Source organism: Sphingopyxis sp. 550A, assembly GCF_053569535.1.
Window position 1 is genome coordinate 1,659,338 of sequence record NZ_CM131615.1, and the last position, 18,132, is coordinate 1,677,469.

The window sequence follows — 18,132 nt, forward strand, 5'->3', positions numbered from 1 at the left end:
GGTCGGGCGCATGATCGACATCGCTTCTCCGCTCCGCCTCCGCCTCGATTCCGCCGCGCTCGTCCGGAACTGGCAATGGCTGGCGGCGCGGAGCCCCGGCGCGTGCGGGGCGGCGATCAAGGCCGATGGCTATGGACTGGGCGCCGCGAAGGTGATGCGCCACCTCGCCGCCGCCGGATGCCGTGATTTCTTTGTCGCTACCTGGGCCGAAGCGGCGGCGCTGATGCCGCTCGCCGGCGATGTGTCGCTGTCGGTCTTTCACGGCGTGGGCGAGGCCGACATGGTCGCCGCGCGGACGCTGCCCGTACGCCCGGTCCTGAACAGCGTCGAACAGGTCCGGCGCTGGCGCGCGGCGGGCGAGGGGCGGCCGTGCGACGTCATGGTCGACACGGGCATGAACCGCCTCGGCCTGCGGGTCGAGGAAGCGCTTGGCGGCGCGCTGGACGGGTTGGCGATCGACACTTTGCTCAGCCACCTTGCGTCGGCGGACGAGGACAGCGAGCAGAATGCACGGCAACTCGCGACCTTCCGCGCCGTGCGCCAGGCCGTTCCGGCGCGGCGCTACAGCCTCGCGAACAGCGCGGGCATCTGCCTCGGCTCCGATTACGGCTTCGACCTGACGCGTCCCGGACTGGCACTCTATGGCGGCGTACCGCGCCGCGAGGCCGCGGGGCATATCCGCCAGGTCGCCTTTCCCGAGGCGCGGGTACTTCAGATACGCGACGTGCGCGCGGGTGAGCCCGTCGGCTATGGCGCGACCTGGATCGCGCCGGTCGACAGCCGCATCGCGATCGCCAATATGGGCTACGCCGACGGCTATCTGCGCTGCCACGCCGGGCAGGGCGGCGCGGCGTGGCAGGCGCGTGACCTGCCGCTCGTCGGCCGCGTGTCGATGGATCTGATCGCCTTCGACGCGAGCGCCGCCGACGGCCTTGCTGAAGGCGACTGGCTGGCGCTCGACTATGAGCTGCCATCGACAGCGGCGCGCAGCGGCTTGTCGCAATATGAGTTGCTGACGGGACTGGGGAAGCGGTTCGAGCGGCACTGGATTTGAGAACGCCCCGAACTTGCGGGCCTCGCATGTTGCGGCGCATCAATCTTTGGTGTTAAGGTCCGGCCGCCGGGAACCATCCGGCGGCGATCGGATGCGATCGAGAGGAGCAGAGGGCAGCATGGCAAAGTCGAAGACGGCCGCAGACGGCGATGTCGTCACCATCAAGAAATATGCCAACCGGCGCCTCTATGACACCGAACGCAGCTGCTACATCACGCTCGACGATCTGGGCGCGATGGTCCGCGACGGACGCGATTTCCGCGTCGTCGATGCGAAGAGCGGCGAGGATATCACGCACAATGTCCTGACCCAGATCATCATGGATACCGAAACGCGTGGCGAGACGTTGCTGCCGGTCAATTTCCTGCGCCACCTGATCGGCCTGTACGGCGACAAGATGCAGTCGATGGTGCCGCAGTATCTCGAAGCGTCGATGACGGCGTTTCGCAAGAACCAGCAGGACGTCCGTTCCGCCTTCGAGGGCGCGCTCGGATCGAATCCGCTCGCCGAACTGACGCGGCGCAATCTCGAGATGTTCCAGCAGGCGGCGGGAGCCTTCATGCCAGGTGCGGCCGCCGGCAAGGGCAAGGACGCCGAGATCGCGGCGCTCAAGGCGGAAATCGCCGAACTCAAGGCCGAACTCGCCAAACAGAAATAATGTGGGGCGTATTTCGCTCCCCCAGCACAGAAAACAGGACAGATGATCAAACATGCGCTCAGCGTAACCCGTCAGGCCGACTTCGCGGCCTGGTATCAGGATGTCATTGCCGAAGCCGACCTCGCCGAGGAATCGGGGGTGCGCGGCTGCATGGTGATCAAGCCGTGGGGCTATGGCATCTGGGAGCGCATCCAGACGGTGATGGACGCCGCGATCAAGGACGCCGGGGTTCAGAACGCCTATTTCCCGCTCTTCATCCCCTTGAGCTTCTTTGAGAAGGAAGCTGACCATGTCGATGGGTTCGCAAAGGAAATGGCGGTTGTCACCCATCACCGGCTGATCGCCGACGGCAAGGGCAAGCTCGTTCCCGATCCCGAGGCGAAGCTGGAGGAGCCGCTGATCGTCCGCCCGACATCGGAGACGGTGATCGGTTCGGCGATGAGCCGCTGGGTGCAGAGCTGGCGCGATCTGCCGCTCAAGGTCAACCAGTGGGCCAACGTCGTCCGCTGGGAAATGCGCACGCGCATGTTCCTGCGCACAAGCGAATTCCTGTGGCAGGAAGGCCATACCGCGCACGCCGACAAGGACGATGCGATGGCGGAAACGCTACGCGCGCTCGAAATGTATCGCGCCTTTGCCGAGGATGTCCTCGCGATGCCGGTGATCGCGGGCGAGAAGCCCGAAAATGAGCGTTTCCCCGGTGCCGTGGCGACCTATTCGATCGAGGCGATGATGCAGGACGGCAAGGCGCTGCAGGCCGGCACTTCGCACTATCTCGGCACCGGCTTCGCCGAGGCGGCGAACATTCGCTATCAGGACAAGGAAGGCGGCCACAGCCTCTGCCACACGACAAGCTGGGGCACCTCGACGCGGATGATCGGCGGCGTGATCATGACGCATGGCGACGACGATGGTTTGCGCTGCCCGCCGCGCATCGCGCCGCACCAGATCGTCATCGTGCCGATGCTGCGCGACAACGAGGAGGATGCCGCGATCCTCGACTATTGCCGCGGCCTCGAAAGCGAGCTGAAGGCGCTCGATGCCTTCCGCGAGCCGGTGCGCGTGCTGCTCGACGCGACCGCCAACAAGGCGCAGACGAAGCGCTGGGGGTGGGTCAAGAAGGGCGCGCCGATCATATTGGAGATCGGCCCGCGCGACGTCGCCGGCGGCAATGTCGCGGTGATCCGCCGCGACCGGCTCTATCAGGAGAGCGGCAAGCTGAACACGGCCTTCGTCGCGAAGGCTGATTTCGTCGCAGGAGCGGTGGCGATGCTCGAAGAGATTCAGGTGAACCTTCATGCCGAGGCGAAAGAGCGGCTGCATTCGAACATCCGCCGTGACGTCACCGACCTCGCGGCGCATTTCGGCGGCGACGACAAGTTCGTGGGCTGGGTCGAGGTGCAATGGGCGCGTCCGACCGGTTCCGTGCTCGAAGGGATCGTCGAGACACTCAAGGCGCTCAAGCTGACGATGCGCAACACGCCCCTCGACGCCGCACCGGCGGATGGCGCCTGCTTCTTCACCGGCAAGCCGGCGGTCGAGCGCGTGCTGATAGGACGAACCTATTGATTTATTTCACGCGGAGGCGCGGAGACGCGGAGAGATCGTGCTTGCCGCGAAGCGGCTTTCCCCTTTTGACGCCGCGTCAAGGCGCATCGCTTGATCGAGAAAGGGGCCTGTCGGCCCGAGCGGTCGTCTCCGCGTCTTCGCGTCTCCGCGTGAACCATTTGGACGGCCCGAGATGAAGAAACCAAAGCCGCAACCCGGACTCCCCTCACGCGAGCAGATTCTCCGCTTTATTGAGGACAGCCCCGGCGCGATCGGGAAACGGGAGATCGCCAAACATTTCGGGCTCCACGGGACCGACAAGATCTCGCTGAAGGCGCTGCTCAAGGACATGACCGACGAAGGTCTCGTCGACATGGCGCCGGGGCGGGCGTTTCACAAACATGGCGGATTGCCGCGCGTCACCGTGCTGCGCGTTGCGGCGGTCGAGGGCGATGCGGTGTGGGCGGTTCCCGATCGCTGGGAAGGCAGCGGTCCCGTGCCGCGTCTCCGCGTGATGGAGAAGGGACGCAGGGGCGCACTGGGCGTCGGCGATCGCATCCTCGCGCGCACCGAGGAGCGCGGCAGCGGCCATGTCGCGCATCCGATGAAGAAGCTGCAGTCGGGCGGCGAGGCGGTCATCGGCGTGCTCGTCGCCGACACCGGCCCCGGCGGCAAGCCGATGACGTGGCTGCGCCCTGCCGACAAGCGCGCGCGCTTCGATTTCGCGGTCGCCGACATTAGCGATGCGAACATCGGCGATCTCGTCCGCGCCGAACTGTCGGGCCGCGGCCCCGCGACCAAGGCGCGCGTGGTCGACCGCATCGGCGACCCCTTCGCACCGCGTTCGCTCAGCATGATCGCGATCGCGCGGCACGAGATTCCGCATGTCTTTGGCGAGGAGGTGCTGGCGGAGGCCGAGCGCGCGGCGAAGCTGCCGCTGACTCCGGATGGGCGCGAGGATTTGCGCGACCTGCCAATCGTCGCGATCGACCCGGTAGACGCGCGCGACCATGACGACGCGGTATGGGCGATCCCCGACGCGGATGAAAAGAACAAGGGCGGATACCGCGCGATCGTCGCGATCGCCGATGTCAGCACTTATGTCCGCGCCGATGGCGCGCTCGACCGCGAGGCGCGGCGGCGCGGCAACAGCGTCTATTTCCCCGATCAGGTCGTGCCGATGCTCCCCGAGACGCTGTCCGCAGGGGTCTGCTCGCTGAAGGCGGGTGAGGATCGCGCTGCGATGGCGTGCCACCTCACCGTCGACAAGCACGGCAAGGTGACGTCATGGCGCTTCACCCGCGCGCTGGTGCGGCTCCGCGCGAACATCGCCTACGAGGATGCCCAGGCCGCCTATGACGCCGACAGGCCCAAGGGGGAGTGGGACGAGCACGTCCTGCCCGCGCTCAGGAATTTGTGGGCCTGCTGGACCCTGCTCGCCAAGGCGCGCGATGCCCGCGCGCCGCTCGACCTCGACCTGCCCGAACGGCAGGTGATCCTCGACGAGCAGGGCGGCATTGCCGAGATTCGGGTGCGCGAGCGGCTCAATGCGCACCGGCTGATCGAGGATTATATGATCGCCGCGAACGTCGCCGCGGCGAAGGCGCTCGAGGCGAAGAAGTCGCCCGTCATGTACCGCATCCACGAGCCGCCGAGCCGCGAGAAACTCGTCAGCCTGAAAGACTATCTCGAAACCTTCGACCAGAGCTTCGCACTGGGACAGGTCATCACCCCCGCGGTGTTCAATCGGCTGATCGACGGCTTTTCGGAAGACGACCGCCTGCCCGAAATCATGCAGGCTATCTTGCGCAGCCAGACCCAGGCTTACTACGGCCCAGCCAATGCGGGCCACTTCGGGCTCGCGCTCGGCTCGTACGCGCATTTCACCTCGCCGATCCGCCGCTATGCCGATCTGATCGTTCATCGCGCGCTGGTCGACGCCTATCGCCTCGAAGTGCCCGGAAAACCCAAAGGCCTGCCCGAGCGCACCGGGCTGGGCGAGGCCGACCGCAAGGGGCTGTCGCGTATCGGCGAAGCGATCAGCGCGCTCGAGCGCCGCGCGATGGAGGCCGAGCGCGAGACGATCGACCGCTATGTCGCGGCGTATCTGGCGACGAAAACGGGAGAGATCGTTTCGGCGCGGATCACCGGGGTGCAACCGTTCGGCTTCTTCGCGACCGTCGATGGGCTGGGCGGCGACGGGCTGGTGCCGGTATCGACGCTGGGGAGCGAGCGCTTCTTCTATGACGACGCAGCGCGGACCCTCGACAGCGAACATGGTCGTGTCAGCTACTCGGTCGGACAGCGGCTCGACCTCCGGCTGATGGAGGCGAATCCGATCAGTGGTGCGCTTCGCTTCGAGCTTCCCGATGCCGAGGATCGGCCACCCGCCAAGCGTCCGCCGCGCCGCGACGGCAAGGGAAAGCATGTCGTCGGCAAGCGCGGGCGGCCTGCGAACATCCGCCATCAGGGGCGGCGGCGCTGAGCGCACGCGCTTCGCCAGCGCGAAAATCAGCGTGTCCCCGCGGAGGCGGGGACCCATCTCCTGCCGGTTCAAATCTTAGCCGACCGGAGATGGACCCCCGCCTTCGCGGGGGAGCATGATTTTTCAATAGGGGAGGCGCACCGGACCTCCGGCCGTCCTAACTCAACGCATCGAGCCGGGCGATGTCGATGCCGCCGGGCACCAGCATCACCGGGCAGGGAAGGGTTCCCGCATCCTGTCCGGTGAAATAGCTCACCAGCGGCCCGGGGGCGCCGCTGGCCGCCGTCGCCAGCACCAGTGCCGATATCTCCTCATTCTCGCGGATCACGTCGCACACGGCTTCAGTCGGCTTGCCTGATTTGACCATTGTCTGCGCGACGATATTGGCCTCCTGCATCACCGCGTCGGCGGCGGCGCCGATCAACTGCTCGGCATGTTCGCGTGCTTCGGCCTCGATCGTCGCCTGGACGCCGCCGAAGGCGACGAAATCCTGCGGCGGCAGGATCGCGAGGACGACGATGCCGCCCCCCGTCCGCGCCGCGCGCCGCGCCGCGAAACGCAGCGCGAGGCTTGCCTCCGGGCTGTCATCGATCACCACCAGATATGTCCGCATCGCCCCGACCCCCGCTATGTATTTTGCGAGGCGAGAGTGCGTCACATTCGTATGAAAGGCAAGGTTGCCGCGCTGGACCTTGACCGGTCCAGCGCTTATGGCGAGGAACAATCCGTAGCGGCAGGCCCCGCCTGCGAGACTCTTCGAGGGACAAGACCGACGATGCCGATCGAACTCAAAATGCCCGCCCTTTCGCCGACGATGGAGGAAGGGACGCTTGCGAAGTGGCTGGTGAAGGAAGGCGATACGGTCCAGTCGGGCGACCTGCTCGCCGAGATCGAAACCGACAAGGCGACGATGGAATATGAGGCGATCGACGACGGCGTGATCAGCCAGATACTGGTTCCCGAGGGCAGCGAGAATGTGAAGGTCGGCACCGTGATCGCGGTGATCGCGGGCGAGGGTGAGGATGCGAGCGCCGCCAAGGCCACGCCGGCGCCTGCTGCTGCTGCGCCCACCCCCGAGCCCGTTCGCGCTGAGCCTGTCGAAGCGCCATCCTCCTCTTCCGCAATCGCCGCGAAAAAGGACAGTCCTTCCCCCGGACGCGATCCGGGGTCAGGACAAACGGAGGCAGGGGCGAGGATAAAGGCCAGCCCGCTCGCCAAGCGCATCGCGGCGGAGAAGGGCATCGACCTGTCGACGATCACCGGCACCGGCCCCGGCGGCCGCATCGTCAAGGACGACCTTGAAGGCGTTTCGGCCAGCGCCCCGGCAACAGCCGCCCCGGCTCCTGCCGCGATGGCCGCTGCTGCGGCGGCGCCGGCCCCTGCCGCTGCCGGCCCGATCCCCGATTTCGGCATCCCGCACGAGGACGAGAAATTGTCGGGGATGCGTAAGACGATCGCGCGCCGCCTGACGCAGTCGATGCAGGAATCGCCGCACATCTATCTGACCGTCGACATCCGCCTCGACGCGCTGCTCAAGCTGCGCGGCGAACTCAACGCCAGCCTCGAAAGCCGCGGCGTCAAGCTCAGCGTCAACGACATGCTGATCAAGGCGCTCGCGGTCGCGCTCGAACGCGTGCCGGCGTGCAACGTCAGCTTCGGCGGCGATGTCATGCGCAAATACAGCCGCGCCGACATCTCGGTCGCGGTCAGTATTCCCGGCGGCCTGATTACCCCGATCATTACCGACGCGGGCGGCAAGTCGATGTCGAAGATCTCGACCGAAATGTCCGAACTCGCCGCGAAGGCGAAGGAAGGCAAGCTCCAGCCCAGCGAATATCAGGGCGGCACCGCCAGCATCTCGAACATGGGGATGATGGGGATCAAGCAGTTCACCGCCGTGATCAACCCGCCGCAGGCGATGATCATGGCGATCGGCGCGGGCGAGAAGCGGCCTTACGTGGTCGACGACGCGCTGGCGATCGCCACGGTGATGTCGGCGACCGGCAGCTTCGACCACCGCGCGATCGACGGCGCCGACGGGGCACTGCTGATGAAGACCTTCAAGGAACTGGTGGAGAACCCGCTGGGGCTGGTGGCGTAAAATGCCCGAGGGGCCGCAAAGCCCCTCTCCCCTTGCGGGAGAGGGGTTGGGGAGAGGGGGGCGGCCTGTCGCACTCGCCAGAGCGAAGCGCATGCGGTCCGAACCCACCGATGCTGAAAGGGCTTTATGGCACCTCCTGCGCGGCAAGCGATTTTCGGGACACAAGTTCAAGCGTCAGGTTCCGATCGATCGCTACATCGTCGATTTCGTCTGTTTCGCACATCGTCTGATCATCGAGGCGGATGGCGCTCAACATGCGGAAAATGATTACGATGCAGAACGCGACGCGTATCTTGTCGAGCAGCGCTTTCGCGTCATCCGTTTCTGGAACAATGATATTCTGCTTAACATCGAGGGCGTGAGCGAAGCCATCTGGGCGGCGCTTCAGGACGAGACGTTCACCCCCTCTCCCCAACCCCTCTCCCGCAAGGGGAGAGGGGCTTTTGAAGGAGCCCATAATGGCTGACACCAATTACGACCTCATCGTCCTCGGCTCAGGCCCCGGCGGCTATGTCGCGGCGATCCGCGCGGCGCAGCTTGGGCTGAAAACCGCAATCGTCGAGCGCGAACTGCTCGGCGGCATCTGCCTCAACTGGGGCTGCATTCCGACCAAGGCGCTGCTGCGCTCGGCCGAAATCTATCATTATATGCAGCACGCGGGCGATTATGGGCTCAAGGTCGCGCAGATCAGCGCCGACATCGACGCGGTCGTGAAGCGGTCGCGGGGGGTCGCGAAGCAGCTCAATCAGGGCGTCGCGCACCTGATGAAGAAGCACAAGATCACCGTCCATATGGGCACCGGCAAGCTGACGGCGCCGGGCAAGCTCGAAGTCGCGGGCGAAAAGGGCAGCGAAACGCTGACCGCCAAGAATATCATCGTCGCAACCGGTGCCCGCGCGCGCGACCTGCCGTTCGCGCCCGCCGACGGCAAACGCATCTGGACCTATCGCCACGCGCTCGTTCCGCCTGAAATGCCGAAGAAGCTGCTCGTCATCGGATCGGGTGCGATCGGGATCGAATTCGCGAGCTTCTACAAGGATATGGGCGCCGAGGTGACGGTAGTCGAAATGCTCGACCGCCTCGTTCCCGTCGAGGACGCCGACGTCTCGGCCTTCCTTGAAAAGGCGCTCAAGAAACAGGGGATGACGATCCTCACCGGCGCCGGGGTCGAGGAATTGAAGGCGACCGCGACCGGCGTCACCGCGAAGATCAAGACGAAGGACGGCAAGGTCGAGCAGGGCGATTACAGCCACGCGATCGTCGCGATCGGCATCGTCCCGAACACCGAGAATATCGGCCTCGAAGCGCTCGGTGTGAAGACCACGAAAGGCCATATCGACACCGACGCGATGTGCCGCACCAACGTCCCCGGCCTATGGGCGATCGGCGACGTCACCGCGCCGCCGTGGCTCGCGCACAAGGCGATGCACGAATCGATCATCGCGGTCGAGGCGATCGCGGGCAATCATCCGCACGCGATGGATCCGCGCAATATCCCGGGCTGCACCTATTGCCGCCCGCAGATCGCGAGCGTCGGGCTGACCGAGGCGAAGGCGAAGGAACTTGGTTACGAGGTCAAGGCCGGAACCTTCCCCTTCATCGGCAACGGCAAGGCGATCGCGCTGGGCGAGGCGGAAGGCTTCACCAAGACGGTGTTCGATGCCAAGACCGGCGAACTGCTCGGCGCCCACATGATCGGCGCCGAAGTCACCGAACTGATCCAGGGCTATACGATCGGCAAGACCGCCGAACTGGTCGAGGATGATTTCATCGGCACCGTCTTCCCGCACCCTACGCTCAGCGAGACGATGCACGAAGGCGTGCTCGCCGCGTTCGGGCGACCGTTGCATATCTAGGCGCGCTTGAATCCTGCGATCCTTCATTTCTCCCGAACGGGCAGCGTCGTCAAGGCGCTGTTCTTTCTGGGCGTCGCGGCGATTGCGTTCGCTGTGGCGGCGCTGATGCACAGCGAGCGTGCATCGTCGTCGCCGATCGTCGTCGGCGCCCCGGACATGGTGCTGCCCGCACCGGCGCCGCATCGCGACCCGCTGACGCCGTTCAAGATACCGCTTCTCGTCATCGCTGGGGTTACCTGCCTTTTCTACGCCGGGCGGCACGGTCTGCGCGCGCTGACGCGGCAGACGGCGGTCCGGATCGAAGGGGGGTGGCTCCATTTCCATCCGAGCTATGGCGCCGACCCGAACCCCTTGCCGACTGCTGACATTGCGGAAGCGATCTGCGATCGCGCCGACCGACTGCCGGGCGAGATGTCGGGGGCGGTCAGGTTCGGCGCGCGCGCCCGGCACGGCCTCTATCTTCGCTATCGAACCGATGGAGCGAACCGAGAGCTGCGAGTGATCGACAACGACGTCGACGGCGGCACCGAGCAATTGCGCCGCTTCGCAGCACAAATCGACGCCTGGCGCCGGTCGGCGGCGGCAAAGGCAGAGCGATGATCGGCAAGCCAAAAGCTATTCTTGCGGCGATCATGCTCATCGTCGCGGTGATCCTGCTCGGCCTGATCGTCAGCGCGGGCTGGACCGTCACCGCCGACCTTCGCATTTCGAACGCGCTGTCGCTGCGCGTCGGGCAGAGCGATCCGGCGCTCATCGCTTTCATGCAGGGGGTGAGCTGGATCGGCGGGGGGACGCCGCGCTGGATCATCGTCATCCTGCTTTCGGCGCTTGTCTGGCACTGGTGCGGGCGGCGCTGCGCGGTTGCGCTCGCTGGAGCATCACTGCTGGCGAATCTCGCCTCGAACGCGCTCAAATTCGCGTTCGACCGCGCGCGTCCCGACATCATCGAGCATCTCGATCATGTGAACAGTGCTTCCTATCCGAGCGGTCATGCGACGAGCGCCGCGGTCGTCTATCTGCTGCTCGCCTGGCTCGCGCCATCGCGCTGGCGGCCGTTCGCCTGGACGCTAGCCACCGCGATGATCCTGCTCAACGCAGCCTCGCGCATCATGCTCGGCGTTCATTGGGCGAGCGACATCGCGGGCGGCACGATGCTCGGCGCAGCCTTCGCGCTGCTCGGGGCGTGGTGGGCGTCGCGGTCCGATCTAAGATTATCGTAAGTTTTCCCTGCTAACGCGGCGGTGGTGGGCCGCGATACGCGGGGGAGAATGGGTTTGAAGACCGTTGCTTACAGCAGGGCAAAGCTCGTCAAGACGGCGGTCGGCGCGCCGATCCTCGCGGTGGCGGGGCTCGCTTGCCTTGGCCGTTTCGGCCTGTTCGTCAGCGCGATCATCCTGATCGGCGCGGTCGTTCTGGTCGCTTGCGGGGTGCAGGCGGCGCGCAAGCTGATGGGCGATGCACCCGCGCTTCGCTACGATCGCGACCGGCTCACCATCTCGACCATGTGGTCGGAAAAGACGGTAGCGTGGCGCGACGTGGCGGCGGTCGGCACCTCGGCGCTCAACACCTATGCCTTCTACGGCCTGATCAAGGTCGGCAGCACCCAATATCTCGACATCAGGATGCACGGCGGCCTGCTGGCGAAGAAGCACCGGCTGCTCAGCGACATGCTCGATCTGGACAAGCCCGGACTTGCGGCGCTCCTCGACGATCTGGCAGCGCATCGGCAGGCGGCCGAGGGGCGTCCGGCGAGTCCGGCCGATCAAGCGGCGCCGGTCGGGGTTGTGACCGCGCCGCAGGCCGACATCTTCGACCCCGATGCCGCGCTCGCCAATTATCTTCGCCGCCAGCAGGCCGGCGAGCCACGTTCGCCGGAACCCGCGGCCGCGCCCGCCTTCGGTCGCCGCGATGCGCTCGAAAGCGCGCCGCGACCGTCGCTGACCGGGCCGCGCCCCGGCGGCTTCGGGCGAAAGATCGTCTGAGCCCTAAAATTCCGCTGTCCTAAAAAGTCTCGTTTTGCCATCTATCGGACAGGCAACAGCAACAGACGGGGCGGGATATGCAATCCAGTGTGAAGTTCGGCGGTTTTCTGCGGGGAATCGCTTTCGGCGCGAGCGCGCTTTTCGCGGCGGCCACGCTGCCCGCGACGGCGCAGGACGGGGCGGGGCAGACGGTGATCACCGCCGCGCGCTATCTCGACGTGCAGAGCGGCAAGATGGTCGAGTATCCGGCGATCTTCGTCGGCGCCGACGGACGCATCGCGAGCATCGCCGACGCGCGCACGGTGCGCTGGGGTGCCGGGGTCAAGCATATCGACCTGGGTGAGCGAACCCTGCTTCCCGGCCTGATCGACATGCACGTCCATCTGACCTCGCTGGCCGAGGTCGGCGGCTATCAGGGGCTGCGCTATACCGACAGCTTCTGGACCGTGATGGGCGTCGTCAACGCGAAGAAGACGCTCGATGCGGGCTTCACCACGGTGCGCAACGTTGGGTCGGCTGATTTCGGCGACGTCGGGCTGAAGCAGGCGATCGAGGGTGGCTATGTCCAGGGACCGCGGATCATTCCCGCGGGCTATGCGATCGGCGCGACCGGCGGCCATTGCGACGAGGGCGGCCTGCCGCCGTCGATGGATCACAAGGGACCGTCGGTCGTCGACAGTCCGCAGGAAGCGCGCGCCAAGGTGCGCTGGCTGCACAAATATGGCGCGCGCGTCATCAAGATCTGCGCGACCGGCGGCGTCTTCTCGCTCGGCGACAGCGTCGGCGCGCAGCAGCTCAGCTTCGACGAGATGAAGGCGATCGCCGACGAGGCGCATATGCTAGGGCTCAAGGTCGCGGCGCACGCGCACGGCGACGACGGGATCAAGACCGCGATCCTTGCCGGGATCGACACGATCGAGCATTGCAGCCTTGCGAGCGACGAGGCGATCAAGCTCGCGATCGCGCACAACACCTGGTTCGACATGGATATCTATAACGACGACTATATCCTCGCGACCGGGACCGCGAACGGCACCGAGCAGGAAAGCCTCGACAAGGAAAAGGCGATCGGCCTCGCGCAGCGCCAGACTTTTCAGCGCGCGGTCAAGGCGGGCGTGCACATGATCTTCGGCACCGACGCGGGCGTCTATCCGCACGGCGACAATGGCCGGCAGTTTGCCAAGATGGTCGAATGGGGCATGACCCCGCTGCAGGCGATCCGCGCCGCGACGCTGAATGGGGCCGAGGCGCTGAGCATGACCGGCGACGTCGGCACGATCGCGGTCGGCCGCTATGCCGACCTCATCGCGGTCGATGGCGATCCGCTGGCGGACGTGCGACAGCTCGAGCATGTCGACGCGGTGGTCAAGGGCGGGGTGCTGGTGAAGGAACTCTGATCGTCATTGCGAGCGGAGCGAAGCAATCCAGAGCGGTTTACGCCACCTCTGGATTGCCGCGTCGCTTCGCTCCTCGCAATGACGAGGGAGGCTTGGACGCTCAGACCACCAGCCGGTCGATCATCGCCTCGCGCATCGCGGGCGTCAGGTTGAGCACCGCTTCGGCATAGGTCGGGATGTCGCCATGGTCGCGCCGCACGGTGGCGAGCGCAGCCTCCAGATAGACGGGGTTCACCGACATCAGCGCGCGCACCGCGTCGTCGCTGATCGCAGCGCCGTGGCGCGCGCGAATATGCTGGGCGCCCTGCGCGATCCGCTCCTCGATCCGCCCGGCGGTATTGGTGAGCAGATAGTCCTGGATCAGGTCGTCCTCGTGCACGCCGAGCAGCCGGTGAACGATCGCGACGGCGAAGCCAGTGCGGTCCTTGCCGGCGACACAGTGGACGAGGCTCGGCGTGTCATATTCGGCGAGCGCGGCGAGATAGAGGCGCAGCGTCGCGACGAGCGCGGGGCGATAGGGCATCCCAGCATAGGTATCGATCATCCGCGCCCGCGCGGTCTCGAAATCGATCGCGCCGCCCGCGGCTGCGGCCTGCAGGTGCGGGGCGAGGCCCGCGGTGACGCCGCCTGCGAACAGCACGCGGCCCGCGAAATTTCCCGATCGGCGGCACGGGTGCACCTCGCGCTCGTCGTCGCCGCGCAGGTCGATGATCGTGTCGAGGCCGATCGCGTCGATTGCGGTCAGGTCCTCGTCGGTCGCCGCCTCGTGCTGCGCCGAACGCCAGAGCATTCCATTGCGCAACCGCCCGCCGCCTTCGACGGCATAGCCGCCATAGTCGCGGAAATTGTGGACGCCCGACAGGGGCAGGACGCGTTCGGCCTGCATCGTCATTCTCCCGTGAACACCGGCGGCCGTTTCTCGACGAAGGCGTTGATCGCCTCGCGGTTGTCCGCGGTTTCGTGAACGATCGCCTGATAGGCGGCGCTGAGTTCGAGGATGTCGCTCATCCGGCTTTGCTGCGCCTCGCGGAGCAGCCGCTTGGTGAGGCGTAGCGCGCGCGGCGGGTTGCAGACGATGCGCTCGGCAATCGCGACGGCGTGGTCGAGCAGTTCGGCGTCGGGAACGACTTCGGTGACGAGGCCATAATCCTTCGCCGCCTGCGCATCGAAGCGGTCGCCGGTCAGGAACAGTTCGGCGGCGCGCGGATAGCCGAGCACGCGCTGGAGCAGCCAGGCGCCGCCGTCGCCGGGGACGATCCCGACCTTGATGAAGCTGCACGCGAATTTGGCGCTCTCCGCCGCGATGCGGATGTCGCAGGTGCAGGCAAGGTCGCAGCCGAGCCCGATCGCATGACCGTTGACCGCGGCGATCATCGGGATTTCGCAGTCCATCAGCGCGCGGATCACCGCCTGCACCCCGCGGCGATAATTGGCGCGCGTCGAATCGGGCTGGTCGAGCACGCCGATGCCCTGGCGCTCCTGCATCGACTTGAGGTTGCCGCCGGCGCTGAACGCCTTGCCGCTGCCGGTCAGGATGATCGCGCTGACGCTGCGATCCTCGCCGAGCGAGCGGAGCGTGTCGATGATGTCGTCGCAGTCCGCATGGGTGCCGATCGCGTTCATGCTCTCGGGCTTGATCATCGTCAGGATCGCGATCTTGCCCCGCCGCTCGACACTCAGAAATTCACCCATCGAAAACTCTCCTGCACCCGCGAAGGCTATGCCTCGCGGATCATGCTTGCAAGCAAAGGATGGCGATCAGCGGACCGCGCCGCCGCCCCGAAGCGCCGCGATCCGCGCCGCGTCGTAACCGAGCGCGGCGAGCACAGCGTCGCCGTCGGCGCCGACCGCCGGGGCGGGGCGCGGGATATCGGTCACGCTCGCCGAATAGCGCGGCGCGGGGGCGGGCTGTGTGACGCCGCCGACGGTCAGGAAGGTTTCGCGTGCGACGTTATGCGGATGCTGCGGCGCTTCGTTCAGCGAGAGCACCGGCGCGAAACAGACGTCCGTCATCTCCATGATCTCGCACCATTCGTCGCGGGTCTTCGTCGCGAACAAAGCGGTGAGCTTGTCCTTGAGCGGTCCCCATTGCGTGGGGTCCATCTGCGCGTCGAAAGCGGGATCGGCGTCGAGCCCGGTCTTCTCGCGCAGCAGGGCATAGAATTGCGGCTCGATCGACCCGATCGAGATGAACTTGCCGTCGGCGCAGGCATAGGTGTCATAGAAATGGGCGCCGGTATCGAGCATGTTGGTGCCCGGTGCGTCGTTCAGCCGGCCCATGGCGAGGAAGCCCCAGCTCATGCCCGCGAGCAGCGCCGAGCCGTCGGTCATCGCGCAGTCGATCACCTGACCCTGGCCGGTCTTCGCGGCGTGGAGCAGCGCGCTCGCCATGCCGAAGGCAAGCATCATGCCGCCGCCGCCGAAATCACCGACATAATTGACCGGCGGCACCGGCTTCTCGCCCGCGCGGCCCACAGTGTGGAGGACGCCCGACAGCGCGATATAGTTGATGTCGTGTCCAGCGGCCTGCGAATAGGGGCCGAACTGGCCCCAGCCGGTCATGCGCCCATAGACGAGCTTTGGATTGTCGGCGAGCAGCACCTCGGGGCCGAGCCCCAGCCGCTCCATCACGCCGGGGCGATAGCCCTCGATGATCCCGTCGGCGCTCTTGCAGAGATCGCGCGCGATCCGGACGGCCTCGGGATTCTTCATGTCGAGCGCGATCGAGGTGCGGTTTCGCGACAGCGGGTCGCGCGGATCCATGAACCCGCTGGGACGATCGATGCGGATCACCTCGGCGCCATGGTCCGCGAGCATCATGCCGCAATAGGGGCCGGGGCCGATGCCTGCGAATTCGATGATCCTGATGCCGCTGAGCGGTCCCGCCATGTCGTGTCTCCCGAAAGATGCGGGGGCGGCCGTTGCGCCGCCCCCGAATATTGCTTCGCCCAGAGGGGCGCCGTGGTCAGATGCGTTCGATAATGATCGCGGGCGCCATGCCGCCCGCGGCACACATGGTGACGAGGCCGTAGCGGCCGCCCGAACGCTCAAGCTCGTCGAGCGCGGTGCCGATCAGGATCGAGCCGGTGGCGCCGATCGGGTGGCCGAGCGCCATCGCGCCGCCGTTGATGTTCACCTTCTCGCGGTCGAGGTCGAGGTCGCGGATGAACTTTTCCGCGACGACCGAGAAGGCCTCGTTGATTTCCCAGACGTCGATGTCTTCCTTCTTGAGGCCGGCCTTTTCGAGCACCTTCTTCGCTGCGGGAACCGGGGCGTTGAGCATCAGCGTCGGATCGTCGCCGATGTTCGCATAGGCGACGACGCGCGCGCGCGGCTTCAGCCCATGCTTGTCGGCATAATCCTTCGACGTCAGCAGGATCGCCGCGGCGCCGTCGACGACCCCCGACGAGTTGCCGGCATGGTGGAAATGCTGGATTTCAAGGTCGGGATAGCGGCGGTTGATCTGCTTCCGGAAGGTGAAGCCGTCGCCCATGTCGAAATCGGCGATCTTGGAGAAGCTGGGATTCAGCGCGGCAAGACCTTCGGCGGTCGTTTCGGGGCGCGGGAACTCCTCATGGTCGAGCGCGACGCTGCCGTCGGTATTGAGCACCGGAACGACCGACTTGTCGAAGCGGCCTTCCTTGATCGCCTTGTCGGCGCGCTGCTGGCTCACCAGCGCGAGCGCGTCGAGCGCTTCGCGGCTGATGCCTTCCATCGTCGCGATCGCGTCGCCGCAGATGCCCTGATGCGACTGGGGGTGGATTTCGTCGAGCGCTTCATGGCCCGAGCCCATCAGGCGCGGCGGCAGCCCGGCGTTGGCCTGTTCGGCGGCATAGGCGGTGGTGTAGCTCATCATCTCGGTGCCGCCGGCGATGACGCAATCCTCCATGCCGCTCATCACGCTCGCCGCGGCGAAGTTCACCGAGCTGATGCCGCCGCCGCAGAAGCGGTCGAGCGTCGTGCCGCTGGCCTTGGTGTCATAACCTGCCGACAGCGCCGCCATGCGGCCGAGGTCGCCGCCCTGCTTGCCGTTCTGGCTGGAGGTCGACCAGACGATGTCGTCGACGGTCGCGGTGTCGAGGTTGTTGCGGTCGCGGATCGCGGCGAGCACGGTCGCGGCGAGGTGCTGCGGGTGGAGGTGTGACAGCGCGCCCTTGCCGGGCTTGCCGATCCCGCGCGGGGTGCGGACGGCGTCGATGATATAGGCTTCGGACATGAGATGTTCCTTTCGGGAATGAGGTGATTGCGTAGAGTCAGGGATTTACCGGGGCGCCATGCGGATCGCGCCGTCGAGGCGGACGGCCTGGCCGTTGAAATAGGTGTTGCGGACCATCTCCATCGCGAGGCTCGCATATTCCTCGGCCTTGCCGAGGCGCTTGGGGAAGGGGACCGAGGCTTCCAGGCTCTCCTTGACCTTCGGATTCATGTTGCCGAGCAGGGGCGTGCCGAACACGCCGGGCATGATCGAATTGACGCGGATGCCGAGATCCATCAGATCGCGCGCCATCGGCAGGACGAGGCCGTTCACCCCCGCCTTGGCCGAGCCGTAGATCACCTGCCCGATCTGCGCGTCCTGCGCCGCGACCGAGGCGGTGAAGATGATCGCGCCGCGCTCGCCGTCTTCGAGTTCTGGCAGGGTCGCCATGCCCTCGGCGGCGATCGAGCCGATGCGGTAGCTCGCGGTCAATATGCCCGCCACGCCATATTCATAGTCGGCGGTCGGGGTGCGGCGGAATTTCCCCGTTTCCTTGTCATAGGCAAGCGTCTTGCCGCGACGCGAAGTCATCGCGCAGTGGACGGCGATGCGTTCCTGCCCGTGCGCCGCGCGCGCCTTGGCGAAGCCGTCGAGCACCGACTGTTCGTCAGTGATGTCGACATGGACGAACAGCCCGCCGATCGACTGCGCGACCTCTTCGCCGAGCGCGTCGTTGATGTCGAAGATCGCGACTTTCACGCCTGCGGCGGCGAGCGCTTCGGCGGTCGCGCGACCGAGGCCGGAGGCGCCGCCGGTGACGACGGCCGCGGTGGAGGAATCGAGTTTCATGGGGAGG

Annotated in this window: 17 protein-coding genes; 11 read left to right on the forward strand and 6 right to left on the reverse strand. The window is 66.2% G+C overall.

What is annotated here, in order from left to right; translation table 11 throughout:
* The first annotated feature begins 10 nt into the window (after positions 1–10).
* From alr to ACVENA_RS08010, 4 genes are all read left to right on the forward strand, one after another.
* The gene (gene alr, locus ACVENA_RS07995; protein ID WP_449328348.1) at positions 11–1,054 is read left to right on the forward strand and encodes an alanine racemase; all 1,044 of its coding nucleotides are present in this window, start codon (positions 11–13) and stop codon (positions 1,052–1,054) included.
* 118 nt (positions 1,055–1,172) lie between these two features.
* Positions 1,173–1,712, forward strand: a complete 540-nt coding sequence (gene phaR / locus ACVENA_RS08000) for a polyhydroxyalkanoate synthesis repressor PhaR (protein WP_449328349.1) — start codon at positions 1,173–1,175, stop codon at positions 1,710–1,712.
* A 42-nt stretch (positions 1,713–1,754) separates the two neighbouring features.
* Positions 1,755–3,281, forward strand: coding sequence for a proline--tRNA ligase (proS, locus tag ACVENA_RS08005; protein WP_257549902.1), 1,527 nt, complete (start codon positions 1,755–1,757; stop codon positions 3,279–3,281).
* A gap of 172 nt (positions 3,282–3,453) precedes the next feature.
* Complete coding sequence (locus tag ACVENA_RS08010) at positions 3,454–5,745, forward strand: ribonuclease R family protein (protein WP_449328350.1); 2,292 nt, start codon at positions 3,454–3,456, stop codon at positions 5,743–5,745.
* A 157-nt stretch (positions 5,746–5,902) separates the two neighbouring features.
* Here the strand turns inward: ACVENA_RS08010 and ACVENA_RS08015 are convergent, their stop codons facing one another.
* Positions 5,903–6,358 carry a universal stress protein gene (locus ACVENA_RS08015; RefSeq protein WP_257549907.1) on the reverse strand — a complete coding sequence of 152 codons (456 nt, stop codon included), beginning with the start codon at positions 6,356–6,358 and terminating at the stop codon, positions 5,903–5,905.
* Between the two features lie 162 nt (positions 6,359–6,520).
* On the opposite strand from ACVENA_RS08015, the gene ACVENA_RS08020 reads away from it, so the two are divergent.
* From ACVENA_RS08020 to ACVENA_RS08050, 7 genes are all read left to right on the forward strand, one after another.
* Positions 6,521–7,846: a pyruvate dehydrogenase complex dihydrolipoamide acetyltransferase gene (locus ACVENA_RS08020; protein WP_449328351.1), complete on the forward strand. Its 1,326-nt coding sequence runs from the start codon at positions 6,521–6,523 to the stop codon at positions 7,844–7,846.
* A gap of 91 nt (positions 7,847–7,937) precedes the next feature.
* The gene (locus ACVENA_RS08025; protein WP_257549912.1) at positions 7,938–8,312 is read left to right on the forward strand and encodes an endonuclease domain-containing protein; all 375 of its coding nucleotides are present in this window, start codon (positions 7,938–7,940) and stop codon (positions 8,310–8,312) included.
* Positions 8,305–9,702 carry a dihydrolipoyl dehydrogenase gene (gene lpdA / locus ACVENA_RS08030; RefSeq protein ID WP_449328352.1) on the forward strand — a complete coding sequence of 466 codons (1,398 nt, stop codon included), beginning with the start codon at positions 8,305–8,307 and terminating at the stop codon, positions 9,700–9,702. Before ACVENA_RS08025 ends, lpdA begins: the two co-directional genes overlap by 8 nt.
* A 6-nt stretch (positions 9,703–9,708) precedes the next feature.
* Positions 9,709–10,302 carry a hypothetical protein gene (locus ACVENA_RS08035; protein ID WP_449328353.1) on the forward strand — a complete coding sequence of 198 codons (594 nt, stop codon included), beginning with the start codon at positions 9,709–9,711 and terminating at the stop codon, positions 10,300–10,302.
* Positions 10,299–10,922, forward strand: a complete 624-nt coding sequence (locus ACVENA_RS08040) for a phosphatase PAP2 family protein (protein ID WP_449328354.1) — start codon at positions 10,299–10,301, stop codon at positions 10,920–10,922. Before ACVENA_RS08035 ends, ACVENA_RS08040 begins: the two co-directional genes overlap by 4 nt.
* Before the next feature lie 54 nt (positions 10,923–10,976).
* Positions 10,977–11,684 (forward strand): hypothetical protein, encoded by a 708-nt coding sequence (locus ACVENA_RS08045; protein ID WP_449328355.1) that lies wholly within the window; start codon positions 10,977–10,979, stop codon positions 11,682–11,684.
* A gap of 77 nt (positions 11,685–11,761) precedes the next feature.
* Positions 11,762–13,081, forward strand: a complete 1,320-nt coding sequence (locus ACVENA_RS08050) for a Xaa-Pro dipeptidase (protein ID WP_449328356.1) — start codon at positions 11,762–11,764, stop codon at positions 13,079–13,081.
* 100 nt (positions 13,082–13,181) lie between these two features.
* Here ACVENA_RS08050 and ACVENA_RS08055 read toward each other — a convergent pair whose 3' ends face one another.
* The 5 genes from ACVENA_RS08055 to ACVENA_RS08075 all read right to left on the reverse strand — a co-directional run bounded on the left by ACVENA_RS08055 (position 13,182) and on the right by ACVENA_RS08075 (position 18,125).
* Positions 13,182–13,967 carry a tyrosine-protein phosphatase gene (locus ACVENA_RS08055; RefSeq protein WP_449328357.1) on the reverse strand — a complete coding sequence of 262 codons (786 nt, stop codon included), beginning with the start codon at positions 13,965–13,967 and terminating at the stop codon, positions 13,182–13,184.
* A gap of 2 nt (positions 13,968–13,969) precedes the next feature.
* Positions 13,970–14,773 carry a crotonase/enoyl-CoA hydratase family protein gene (locus ACVENA_RS08060; RefSeq protein WP_449328358.1) on the reverse strand — a complete coding sequence of 268 codons (804 nt, stop codon included), beginning with the start codon at positions 14,771–14,773 and terminating at the stop codon, positions 13,970–13,972.
* A gap of 66 nt (positions 14,774–14,839) precedes the next feature.
* On the reverse strand, positions 14,840–15,970 hold the full coding sequence (locus tag ACVENA_RS08065) for a CaiB/BaiF CoA transferase family protein (protein WP_449328359.1): 1,131 nt from the start codon (positions 15,968–15,970) through the stop codon (positions 14,840–14,842).
* Positions 15,971–16,046: 76 nt separating this feature from the next.
* Complete coding sequence (locus ACVENA_RS08070) at positions 16,047–17,297, reverse strand: acetyl-CoA C-acetyltransferase (protein ID WP_449328360.1); 1,251 nt, start codon at positions 17,295–17,297, stop codon at positions 16,047–16,049.
* Between the two features lie 45 nt (positions 17,298–17,342).
* Positions 17,343–18,125, reverse strand: a complete 783-nt coding sequence (locus ACVENA_RS08075; RefSeq protein WP_257549932.1) for an SDR family NAD(P)-dependent oxidoreductase — start codon at positions 18,123–18,125, stop codon at positions 17,343–17,345.
* Between the last annotated feature and the right edge of the window lie 7 nt (positions 18,126–18,132).